The sequence below is a fragment of the Desulfovibrio litoralis DSM 11393 genome, from assembly GCF_900143255.1.
GTDB classification, from domain to species: domain Bacteria; phylum Desulfobacterota; class Desulfovibrionia; order Desulfovibrionales; family Desulfovibrionaceae; genus Frigididesulfovibrio_A; species Frigididesulfovibrio_A litoralis.
Map to the genome: position 1 here is coordinate 1 of NZ_FRDI01000020.1, position 11,256 is coordinate 11,256.

The window sequence follows — 11,256 nt, forward strand, 5'->3', positions numbered from 1 at the left end:
GAATATTCCTTGCGTACTTTTAACCTTTTAAAAAGAAAACTTCCGCTTGGTTTATTTTTATTAATACTCAACTCTATTATTTACCCTATCACAGTCTTATATTTTTTCATACAGCAACAAGCGTATCTATCAGACTTATCTTTGCCAGACTTATCTTTACTAGATAAAATATCTCTTCTTCCACAACTTGCTACTATAATCTTATCACCTTGTATTATCTATTTTTTGCTTCAACACAAAAAAATGCACACACTAATATGTTTAGCGGTTTTAGCGAGTTATGAAATATTAATAGTCGTAAATAATATGTTTTCAATTGACATATATCTGACTCCTGACATCTTTTTTTATTTTATTCCTTTTATGTTTATATATTACATAAAAACGTCAAAAGAAGCAGAAGCTTATTTTTTATCTAATTCTAAAAATAAAGAAACCAGCTAAAAACACACAACAAATTAACGATTGAAAAATCTCATAAAAATATTTAGGAGTAAAATTATGCCTTATTCAAAAGAAAATACTAATAACACAAACGATTTTACCAGCCCCCAAAAAGAACAGAGTTATTCTATTCCACCACAAAATAACTTGTATACAATGTCAAACGACCCCAGAAATCCTTATACGATGAACAGCTCAGGCAGGACTATGCCTTTTGGGCTTGTCTTATTAATTATTTATGCCGTTTTTAGAATTGCTTATCGCATACATTTTATATGGAAAATTAGTTCTATTGTGATGATGAATGAATCAAGCAGCTTAACCACTAACAGCACCTTGAGTTCGTTTACCTTTTGGCTACCTACACTTATTATTTTATTATTTATTCCAATAATTTACTTTACCTTTAACCGCAAAGAAACACCCGTTTTAATTTGCTTGGTGATTACCTCCGCTTACTTAGCGTTTAACTATATTCAAAGATTATTGGAAAACCCTGATTTTCTTCTGCAAAACCTTGAACGAATCGGATTATATCTCGTAATTCCACTTCTCTTTATATATTATATAAAAACTTCAAAAAGCGTAGCAAACTATTTTGCGTACAGAAGCTATTCAGGGCCAACAGTATCTTAAATAAAACAAAGCCAAAGAGCCAAAGTAAAGGTTGTTATAAAGCGAGAATAAATGAGGCTTCTGCATATTTTGGGGAGAAAAAAGTTATTGAAAGGATGCAACAAAAATGATTAGACTGACTCAACGCTATATTTTGCTTGTATTGGTTGTATTGATTGCATTAATTGCATTTTCTATCTTTGTATATTTGCGACATACAAACTTTATTGTAATGGATCGCAACCGCGTACTTGCTATGGAAGCTGAGACTAAGGATGCTCTTAGCAAAGGGGGGTATCGTGCGTTTGTTGATGACACAATATCAATTACAACGCCTCCTCCAGATAATAGTTTTGAAGAGTTCGCTAAGAAAATTGACCTATATAATAGAAGGATACATAAGGCACTATATTATATAGTATGGTCAGGTTATTGGCCTGATGATATGGATGAGAAAACCAGAAAAAAAATATGTCTTCCATTCTTTGTTGGTGTTGTTCACGTTAGCGACACAGGAGTCCCTTTTGTTAGGGGTACCTCTTTTACTGGTCCTGGGCGTCCCCTTGAAGCTGTCTATATGTATAGATCGACCTCAGACTTTATTCGAGAGTTAAGAAAAGGTATAAAACAAACGTATTCAGAAGAAGAGTTCGTAAACGTACTCACTCAGAAGGGGTACAGCATTCTTAAGCGAGAGTATAATACAACCATCGAAGAATTTATCATTCCCGTTTTTGATGAGCAACTTTGCTACCCAAGTACCCGTGAGGAATATAATAAGTTTTTTTATAAAGATGGTAAATTTACACTTCCCTCATTTAAATTTGAACCTTTGTAAAAGTAGATTGAAATAGCATATCAGCTTTTTAACAATTTGAGTTTTTTGGAATGGGGGAATGAACTAAGATAATGGGGAGTAATTATATGTATAACACAATTGTAAAATGTTTTGGGATACTTTGTCTTATTGCGCTATGCACCCTACTAGGGAGCGTCTCTTCAACTTTGGCAGGTAATAGTGGAGATGGAAAAGTGCAAACCTCAAAGCACGACAAAAAATATAAGGCTCTATATTATATAGCATGGTCAGGCTATTGGCCTGACGATATGGACGAGAAAACCAAAAAAGAAATATGTCTTCCCATTGATGCAGGAACTGTTGCCGTTGATAACACAGGAAAGCTTTTGTATTTCCAGAGAACACTGAATATCAATGAATTTATGCCTATTTATCCTCCTGAAATAACAGACCGCTTTATTCAAGGTTTAAGAGAGAAGATGACCAGCCCATATTCCGAAGAAGAGCTTGTTGGATTATTAACCAAACAAGGATATAGCATTATCATTAGAGATTATGATGCCGATATAGTTTTATACAGACCTTACATGTTTGACAAGAAACTTTGCTACCCAAGTACCCGTGAGGAATATAATAAGTTTTTTTATAAAAATGGGAAATTCACCCTTCCATCATTTAAGTTTGGAGGTATTATTAGCTTCTCCTAAAAAACTACAAAAGATCTCTAGCATTTACACCTCCATCATTTAGGTTTGAACCTTTGTAAAAGTAGACTGAAATAGCATATCAGCTTTTTAACAATTTGAGTTTTGGGGTAAAAATTGAGGCAAAAATAAAAAAATGATTTCACAACAACAAAATAACAACTTCAACAATTGTTCTATATCTCCAATAAAAGACCTAATTTCTTTTATTCCAACGCCGGGGAAAATCTATCTTTTCTTTCATGCGATAATTTGCCTCCTTGCCGTTTATTTCAGTATTGCTGGGATATTAAAAGGAGATTGGGCAATATTTTTATTGCTCTTTACAATACCAACAATTCTTATTTCAATCGGGTGTTTGTCGATTAAAACAAAATATTGGCTTATTCCGTTTATTAGTGCGTTGATAGGTGCTATTTTTGTACTGGGCGTAAGCGTTGTGAATAACGTGTGGTCTAATCTTTGGGGGCTTCTACTGTTCTATTGTTACAGCCTTTTGTCTGTGCTTTCTAAAAAAATAACCCAAAAAGGCGAGCAAGCACGCCCCACTTTAGACTTATTGAATAAAAAACTGAGCTTTGGCTTAACCCTCTTTTTAATCTATGCGGTTTGGCGTATTGGCGAAGGTTTATGGCTACTTAAGGTATTTAGTTGGAACTTTATTGAAATATGGCAACTAGGAGGTTTTAACCAATTACCTTTTATAATCAACCTAGCTATGACTTTTGTTTTTATTGCAACGCTTTACGGTTTTTTTCAACGCAAGAAAAGACTCTTTTTTATCAGCATGATCATAATAGCAGGTAATAGTTTAATAAATTTCTTGCCTTATTTGTTTAGAGGCGATTTTGATGTTCTTTTCAGCAAGTATTTAATAGCGTTATACATACTTCCGCTGGTTTTTCTCTATTATCTTTTGACGGCAAAAGACGCAGAGCAGTATTTTCCACTCGGCGTTTTACCTAAAAAACAACAATAATAAAACAAAGCTTATTGCTTTATCTGACTTGTGCTACTTTGTTTTTAAACTTTTGCAATCTGGCTTGTTTTTCTCTGGTATCTTGTTCAATCGTGGCTTTTTCTCTTTCTGTTGTCGCTTGAGTAATAAGCCTCATCTGTTTTGCCAACATTCTTTGTTCGAGTTGATCAAGGCGTTGTAATTTGCCTGCTTGATTTGAATATTCGTTTGCAAATGCACTGTTGACACAAAAGGCAGAAACTAAAGCACATAACGCAACACAGCGTAAAAAATACCGCTTCATAAAAAACCTCGATTATTAGTGATTCCAAATTGCTGTATGAATAACAGCAGTAAAACAGCCAAGTTGACTTTTGATTTATTTATGAATTCCCCAAGCAACACAAGGTGAGTTTAAGTGTAGTATCGTAAGGTCTTGGATTTAATATCATAACACATATAAATCTAAAAAGTCGGCATATAATAAATCTTTTTTATCGCAAAAGCAATACAAAATAAAATTTATTGTTGAATCAAATCTATAATATTCAAACAATTGCCTGTAACAGTTTTTATTTTATATCTTATTCAAGTAAATATTAGTGATAAAAAAAAATATTACAGCAAAAATTCTTGTTATTGTTTTTTTGCATATAACAAAAAATGGACGCCAAACATGCCCCTTAAGCTGTTGGCAATAAAGTGGACAAACAATATTTGCTTGCGATCTATTTCCCTTCTAAACGACACTCCGCGGATCGGGCGTGAGCTTCTAGCCCTTCGAGGCGGGCGAGGCGAGCGACGGCGGGGCTAAGGGATTGGCTAAAGCTTTTACTCGCACAAATAATGCTTGAGCGTTTACAAAATGTTTCAACAGAAAGAGCGGAGGAAAAACGAGCTGTTCCTAAAGTGGGTAAAACGTGATTAGGGCCGGCCATATAATCGCCCAACGCTTCTGAGGAATAAGCACCCATAAAAATCGCTCCGGCATGGCGGATTTGTGGCAAAATCGCCCAAGGGTCAGCGGTCATCAGCTCCAAATGTTCCGGAGCAAGCATATTCACTAATTCAATACATTCTGCTAACTTAGGCAAATGAATTAAAGCACTCCAATCAGCCAAAGATTTTTGAGCTAAATCAACTCTCGGCAAAGTTTTTAACTGTTTTTCAAGTTCTTTTGCCACAGCCGACAATAATTTTTCAGAATCAGAAACTAAAATCGCCGAAGCCAAAGCGTCATGCTCGGCTTGTGATAATAAATCTGCCGCAATCCAAGCAGGGTTTGCATCTTTATCAGCCAAAACACAAATTTCGCTAGGTCCTGCAATCATATCAATGCCCACAGTACCTAATAATAAACGTTTCGCAGTCGCCACAAAAATATTCCCCGGCCCAACAATAACATCAACAGGCTTGATTGAACCTGCCCCATAAGCTAACGCCCCAATCGCCCAAGCACTTCCACACGCATAAACTTCTTCTAAACCTAAAAGATGAGCCGTGGCTAAAAGATATTCATTTAAAGTTCCATCTTTGCGGGGTGGCGAACACAAAGCGAGTTCTTTTACTCCCGCCACTTGTGCGGGAACTGCGTTCATAATTACGCTGGAAATTAAAGGAGTCGCACCGCCTTGCCCACCCGGAGCATATAAACCCGCCCGATCAACAGGCGTAAGCATTTGTCCTAAAATAGTACCATCAGGTTTTGAGCTAAACCAAGACTCGCTTTTTTGTTTTTGATGAAAATCTCTAACTTGTTCAATCGCAAGACTTAAAATATCTCTGTCTTTTTTATCAATAGAATTTGATGCCTTAACTAAACTTTTAGGGCTAACAATTAATTTATCAAGATTAAAGTCTGGACAATCAAATTTTTTGCTATATTCTATAATTGCATCAAGTCCTGTTTTTTTAACATTTTCCAAAATTATTTTTACAGTATCCTCAACTTTCGTCCCGTCTGCCTGTTCCGGATTTCCTCTGTTTTTTAGTTTTGTTAAAAAATCTTTTATTTCATTCATTTCGGTGGGTTCACCCCCGAAGTCCTCAAGTTTACTAGTGTCCTTTACTGATTTTAAAGAAAAAATCGGACAAAGAGTCGCTTGAGTATTTAAACTTTTTTTTGTAATATTCTTATCTGTTTTTTGCATATAAAACCTCGAGTTTTTTAAGATACATCAAAAACATCTGTATAATTTTATATGATTGTGATGTTTATAGCGTACTTAAAACTACTAACTGCTATTTATAAAAAAGTCGAGTCTGTTTAAAACTATTGAATTAATCTTTATTTTACCTTAAGATAAAGGGTTGTGTATGAATTCAAAATGTTCTATTGTGTGGCATGGCCATTCATGTTTTCAAATTTTCTACGATAATAAGTCTGTAATGCTTGACCCGCTGATTAGCGGAAATGCAAAATCACCTTGCAACGTAGACAAACTTGAAAAAGTCGATTTGCTTTTATTGACTCACGAACATAAAGACCATATCGGTGATACTGTTGTTATAAGTAACAAATTTGATTGTCCTGTCGGAATACCTGTCGGACTTGCGGAACAATTAATCACAGATGGCTTACAAGAAAAAAACGTTTTAAATAAAATCGGCTTTAATATTGGCGGAACAATCGAATATCAAGCTTTTTCCGTAACTATGGTTGAAGCTTTTCATACAACAAACACTGTTCCGGCGGTGGGTTATATTATCCGCTTGCCCAATAATTACACGATTTATCACTCGGGCGACACGGGCATTTTTGCCAATATGCAAATATGGGGCGAGTTATATCCGATTGATTTAGCTCTTTTACCGATTGGTGGCGTGTTTACAATGGACGAAAGACAGGCGGCTTTCGCAACAACTTTGTTAAAGGCAAAAAAAGTTATTCCCATGCACTGGGAAACTTTTCCAAGTCTCGCTCAAAATACAAAACGTTTTGTAAGCGAGATGAAAAAAATAGCTCCGAACTGTGAATATATTTTAGCAGAACTCGGAAAAAAAATTATGCTTGACTAAACTCTTTATATTGCACAATAGAATAAAAACAATATAAGCAGTTTTTAGTAAACCACGGGTGGTATATGCCGGCTTGGGCTTGTTTACTCATACGATAGGCTTATCTTAATAAAAAAAGCCGAAACAAATGGGCTAAGGGGCGTTTCTTCTAGGGATTGGGTTGCTAAATCAGCATTAGATGGCGTTGGGGATAAATCAGCTTTGATTTATATGTGAACAGTTAAAATGGGTAACGAAACAAACAAAAGCAAATAACATTATAATAAAACGTGTGTTTTGTTATAAAATTTTCCCATTATATAATTAGACGGAAAACCGATAATTATAACAAAGAGTTGCTTTAATTTTCATAAGGATTTTTATGACTGTACGTTTTGAAGACTTGTCAATCTCAAGCGAGATTTTACAAGCAATTAGTGATATGGGGTTTGAAGAGGCATCACCAATACAAGCGTTGGCTATTCCACGCATTTTAGCCGGAAGTGATGTAATCGGGCAGGCACAAACAGGAACGGGGAAAACAGCGGCCTTTGGGATTCCCGCTTTAGAAAAAATTGACCCTAAAGATAGAGGCGTTCAAGCGTTGATTTTATGTCCGACCAGAGAGCTTGCTATTCAAGTAGCCGAAGAAATAAGTAGCCTCGCCGCACACAAAAAAGGCTTAAACGTATTGCCGGTTTACGGCGGTCAACCAATAGAAAGACAAATAAGAGCCTTGGTCAGAGGCGTTCAGATCGTTGTCGGAACACCCGGGCGTATTATTGACCACCTTGAAAGACGCACTTTAGACCTTTCCAATATTAAAATATCCGTTCTTGATGAAGCAGACGAAATGCTTGATATGGGCTTTCGTGAAGATATAGAACAAATTTTAGAAAAAACACCTGAATTTTGCCAAACTGTAGTTTTTTCAGCAACAATGCCAAAACCTATTGTTGAAATGGCAAATCGCTTTTTAAACGACCCCGAACACTTGGCCGTTACTCAAAAACAAGTTACCGTTCCAAGCATTGAACAACATTATTACGAACTTCGCCCTCACCAAAAATTAGAGGCTTTATGTCGTATTATTGATGCCAACAACCTTGGACGTGTTATTATCTTTTGTTCAACCAAAAGAGGTGTTGACGATTTAACTACACATCTTTTAGGGCGTGGATTCTCGGCTGATGCCCTCCACGGAAATTTAACCCAGACCCAACGTGAACGCGTTATGCAACGTTTTCGCAATGGTAGCATGGATATTTTAGTCGCAACAGACGTTGCCGCCAGAGGGCTTGACGTTGATGATGTTGAAGCTGTTATAAACTACGATATTCCGAATGATGTCGAAGATTATGTCCACCGTATCGGACGTACGGGACGTGCCGGAAAAAGCGGACGCTCCTTTACCTTTGTTACGGCACGTGAGTTTTACAAACTGCGTGATATAATGAAATATACAAAGGCAAAAATCATACAAAGCCAAGTGCCTACTCTCCAAGACGTTGCCGGAATAAAAACAGCAAAGCTCATGGAAGAAGTAAGTTTAACCCTAGCTACGGGAAAACTCGATCGTCAATCGGCTTTAGTGCAAACTTTATTGGTAGATGAATACACCAGTCTCGATGTTGCCGCTGCCTTGTTACACCTGCTTATTCTTAGAGATTCTCCGGTTGCAGCAAGTAAAGAGTCTGAATTTGATGACTTTGCACCTGACAGAAACAAAAAACGTGAGCGTAGTGATCGTGATCGTGGTGATCGAGGCGACCGTGGTGATCGTGGTGATCGTGGACGTGATCGTGGTGATCGCGGACGCAGTGATCGTGGAAGTTTTAGAGACAGAGAAAGAAAAGACTCTGATTCTCGTTTTTCTCGCCCAAGAGACGGAGGCGATCGCTTTGAAAGAGGCGAAGGCAGATCTTTTAGAGATAAAAATGAAAGCAGACCTGAACGTAGTGGCGACCGCTTTGCCAAAGGCGGAAGAGAAGGCTTTTCTAATGACCGCGGCGGAGAAAGACACGAACCGGAAGCCGGCATGACTCGTCTTTTCTTAAACGTAGGGCATAAAATGCGTATAGGACCACGTGATATTGTTGGTGCTATTGCCGGAGAAACCGGACTTCCCGGAAAAATTATCGGAGCAATTGACATCAGAGATAGTTTTTCTTTTGTAGAAGTTCCGTCCGAACATGCCGATAATGTTATTAGCGTTATGAGCGGAAACCAGATAAGAGGCTACCGTATCGCCGCTGATCGTGCCAACTTAAAAGGCTAAGCTTTAATAAAGAATACAAACCACTGCACAAAACTTTTTTCTTGTGCAGTGGTTTCATATAAAGTTTTACGCATTATCAAATAACATATTTTCAACAAAAAAGATGTTATAACGGTTTACTTTTGTTAATTATTTAATTTTACAAACGAAGTATCCTTACATCTAAAATAATATGTTTTAAACACTCTACAAATTTTACAAGACCAGATTATGTCAAACATCAATAATGACCAACTTGCTTTAAAAAGTTCAAGAACAATGCCCCAAAAAACAATGCCAAAAGTCGCTCTAATCGGTCGCCCAAACGTTGGAAAATCAACACTATTTAATCGCCTTATTCGTAGTAACCGCGCTATTACCCACGATATGCCGGGAGTAACCAGAGACCGCATGGAAGGAACCGTAAAAAGATCCGGAAAGGTTTTTACCTTGATAGATACAGGCGGAATCACCCTCGACAGCCACTCTGCCGTTACTGAGGGACCAGCGGGTATTCGCGGCTTTGAAGCGGAAATCTTGCGTCAATCCAAAGAGGCTATGGAAGAAGCCGACCTACTCTGTTTTGTCGTTGATGGAAGAGACGGCTTAACGCCTTTTGACGATCACCTGGCAAATTATTTAAGAAAAGCGGGCAAGCCGATCTTATTAATTGTCAATAAAGTTGACGGCGAAGAAAAAGCTGAACTGCTTATGTCAGACTTTCATATTTTAGGCTTTCAAATGTTACCCTGTTCCGCAGAACATGGTTTTAACCTCAGGGCCTTAGATGAAGAAATCTTAAGTTTTTTACATTTTCCCGAAGCTGAGTTTGAAGCTTACCAAGAAAAAATACAAAACAAAGAAAACGAAAATAATTCAGAACTTGAAACAAACAGTTATGACCCTGATATTGCAATAGAAGTTCAAAGTGAAGAACCCAGCGAAGAAGAACAAGTCGCCGAAGAGTTGCAAAAAACTTTACGCCTTGCCCTTTTAGGACGCCCAAACGCCGGAAAATCTTCTTTGGTAAACGCCTTAAGCAAAACAGAACGCATGATCGTCAGCGACATCGCCGGAACAACCAGAGATAGCGTTGATATTAGCACCAACATCAAAGGAAAAGATTATGTTTTCGTTGATACAGCGGGAATTAGGCGACGTTCTAAAATTACTGATACCGTTGAACGCTATAGCGTAAACTCTTCGCTAAAAAGTAGTAGTAAGGCTCACGTTACGCTTTTAGTCATTGACGGAACAGACGGTTTGACTCAACAAGACAAACGCCTGCTTGAATTATTGGATGAAAGAAAAACTCCTTTTATTGTTTTGGTTAATAAATATGATTTAGTTTCAAAAGACAAACAAAAAATCTTTGCCAAAGATTATAAAGAGGCCTTGGTCTATTGCCAACACGTTCCTTTATTGTTTGTTTCCGCAAAAACAGGTTTTAATTTAGCCAAAATAGTTCCGCTTGCTACCGAAATTCGCAAAGAATATTATACCAGAATAGGAACGGGCAAACTAAACAAAGTCGCCCAAGAAGCTCTTTTAACCCACCAACCGCCAACAGTAAAAGGTAGACGCTCAAAATTCTTTTACATGACTCAGGCGGAAATTGCTCCGCCGACTTTTGTATTTTTTGTGAGTGATGCCGAGCGTATTCCCGACTCTTATGCCAAGTTTTTGGAAAAAAATCTGCGTAACAATTTAGGAATAAAACACGCCCCAATTCGTTTAAAGTTTAGAAGTTCTCACGGACAAGCGGCAAAAGACCGCAAAGAGAAAAAACAGCAGTCTTAATACAACAAAATAAAGACCATTGCAAAACTCCGTTTTGCGTGCTTTTATCATCGTTTTATGCTCTGTATAAACATAGCATAAAACGTCTTAAGACACAAAAACCACTCATTTTACAGGAAAATTTAATTTTCCCTTTGTTTCGGGGGATACCCCCGAAGCCCCCAAGTCCACTGGCAGGCAAAGCCAGCCTAGTGTCCTTATTCGTAGTTTTTGGAGTGTCTTTCTAGCGAAAGCCACTTTGAGCCTATTGTGCAATAGTCTCAAATTTAGTGTGAAAATTACGCAAAATTCGGGCAAGATCATCTAAATTAAAAAAGTTAAAAAAAAAATATATTTTTGCTTGACTTATTTCGCTTGAATGTATAAACACTAATTTCTGTTGTTGGTTATCACACAGAACAAGAGCTTAACGCTCTTAAATTCGTGGGCCGTTAACTCAGCCGGTAGAGTAATGCACTTTTAATGCATGAGTCGCAGGTTCGATCCCCGCACGGCCCACCATTTTTTATAAATCAAAGCGTAGCTTGTTAAAGTTACGCTTTTTTTGTTTATTGTTTTTTAAAGCCACCAAAGAATTTTTTAGACTTACCGGCTCTACACCAAAGACAGGGGCAGGCTAAAATTCAGAGCATTTTTCCGACCAAAATTTGATTGTATTTTCTATTCCTAACAGCACAAAACT

The 11,256-nt window shown here is 37.3% G+C and carries 10 protein-coding genes and 1 tRNA gene; 9 read left to right on the forward strand and 2 right to left on the reverse strand.

What is annotated here, in order from left to right; translation table 11 throughout:
* The 5 genes from BT999_RS12630 to BT999_RS12090 all read left to right on the forward strand — a co-directional run.
* The coding region (locus BT999_RS12630) for a hypothetical protein (protein ID WP_218587522.1) at nt 1-444 on the forward strand (444 nt) is incomplete at its 5' end.
* Between the two features lie 57 nt (nt 445-501).
* On the forward strand, nt 502-1,080 hold the full coding sequence (locus tag BT999_RS12075) for a hypothetical protein (RefSeq protein ID WP_072698042.1): 579 nt from the start codon (nt 502-504) through the stop codon (nt 1,078-1,080).
* Nucleotides 1,081-1,186: 106 nt separating this feature from the next.
* Entirely contained in the window at nt 1,187-1,897 is a 711-nt protein-coding gene (locus BT999_RS12080) for a hypothetical protein (protein ID WP_072698043.1), read from the forward strand.
* Nucleotides 1,898-1,983: 86 nt separating this feature from the next.
* A complete protein-coding gene (locus BT999_RS12085) occupies nt 1,984-2,565 on the forward strand; it encodes a hypothetical protein (RefSeq protein WP_072698044.1) in 582 nt (193 codons plus the stop codon).
* A gap of 133 nt (nt 2,566-2,698) precedes the next feature.
* Nucleotides 2,699-3,541, forward strand: coding sequence for a hypothetical protein (locus BT999_RS12090; protein ID WP_072698045.1), 843 nt, complete (start codon nt 2,699-2,701; stop codon nt 3,539-3,541).
* Between the two features lie 19 nt (nt 3,542-3,560).
* Here the strand turns inward: BT999_RS12090 and BT999_RS12095 are convergent, their stop codons facing one another.
* Both BT999_RS12095 and hisD read right to left on the reverse strand, forming a co-directional pair.
* Nucleotides 3,561-3,824 carry a hypothetical protein gene (locus BT999_RS12095; RefSeq protein WP_072698046.1) on the reverse strand — a complete coding sequence of 88 codons (264 nt, stop codon included), beginning with the start codon at nt 3,822-3,824 and terminating at the stop codon, nt 3,561-3,563.
* A gap of 424 nt (nt 3,825-4,248) precedes the next feature.
* Nucleotides 4,249-5,541, reverse strand: a complete 1,293-nt coding sequence (gene hisD, locus BT999_RS12100; protein ID WP_072698049.1) for a histidinol dehydrogenase — start codon at nt 5,539-5,541, stop codon at nt 4,249-4,251.
* Nucleotides 5,542-5,836: 295 nt separating this feature from the next.
* Between hisD and BT999_RS12105 the strand changes: the two genes are divergently transcribed.
* The 4 genes from BT999_RS12105 to BT999_RS12120 all read left to right on the forward strand — a co-directional run bounded on the left by BT999_RS12105 (nt 5,837) and on the right by BT999_RS12120 (nt 11,075).
* Entirely contained in the window at nt 5,837-6,538 is a 702-nt protein-coding gene (locus BT999_RS12105; RefSeq protein WP_072698047.1) for a metal-dependent hydrolase, read from the forward strand.
* Nucleotides 6,539-6,899: 361 nt separating this feature from the next.
* On the forward strand, nt 6,900-8,795 hold the full coding sequence (locus tag BT999_RS12110; RefSeq protein ID WP_072698048.1) for a DEAD/DEAH box helicase: 1,896 nt from the start codon (nt 6,900-6,902) through the stop codon (nt 8,793-8,795).
* 273 nt (nt 8,796-9,068) lie between these two features.
* Nucleotides 9,069-10,574: a ribosome biogenesis GTPase Der gene (der, locus tag BT999_RS12115; RefSeq protein ID WP_072698050.1), complete on the forward strand. Its 1,506-nt coding sequence runs from the start codon at nt 9,069-9,071 to the stop codon at nt 10,572-10,574.
* A 425-nt stretch (nt 10,575-10,999) separates the two neighbouring features.
* Nucleotides 11,000-11,075, forward strand: a tRNA-Lys gene (locus BT999_RS12120).
* The last annotated feature ends 181 nt before the right edge of the window (nt 11,076-11,256 follow it).

Bases quoted from the DNA above. Each gene is read 5' to 3' on its own strand.
- BT999_RS12105 (WP_072698047.1), top strand. From the start codon at position 5,837: ATGAATTCAAAATGTTCTATTGTGTGGCATGGCCATTCATGTTTTCAA.
- BT999_RS12085 (WP_072698044.1), top strand. From the start codon at position 1,984: ATGTATAACACAATTGTAAAATGTTTTGGGATACTTTGTCTTATTGCG.
- BT999_RS12110 (WP_072698048.1), top strand. From the start codon at position 6,900: ATGACTGTACGTTTTGAAGACTTGTCAATCTCAAGCGAGATTTTACAA.
- BT999_RS12090 (WP_072698045.1), top strand. From the start codon at position 2,699: ATGATTTCACAACAACAAAATAACAACTTCAACAATTGTTCTATATCT.
- BT999_RS12095 (WP_072698046.1), bottom strand. From the start codon at position 3,824: ATGAAGCGGTATTTTTTACGCTGTGTTGCGTTATGTGCTTTAGTTTCT.
- der (WP_072698050.1), top strand. From the start codon at position 9,069: ATGCCAAAAGTCGCTCTAATCGGTCGCCCAAACGTTGGAAAATCAACA.
- BT999_RS12080 (WP_072698043.1), top strand. From the start codon at position 1,187: ATGATTAGACTGACTCAACGCTATATTTTGCTTGTATTGGTTGTATTG.
- hisD (WP_072698049.1), bottom strand. From the start codon at position 5,541: ATGAATGAAATAAAAGATTTTTTAACAAAACTAAAAAACAGAGGAAAT.
- BT999_RS12075 (WP_072698042.1), top strand. From the start codon at position 502: ATGCCTTATTCAAAAGAAAATACTAATAACACAAACGATTTTACCAGC.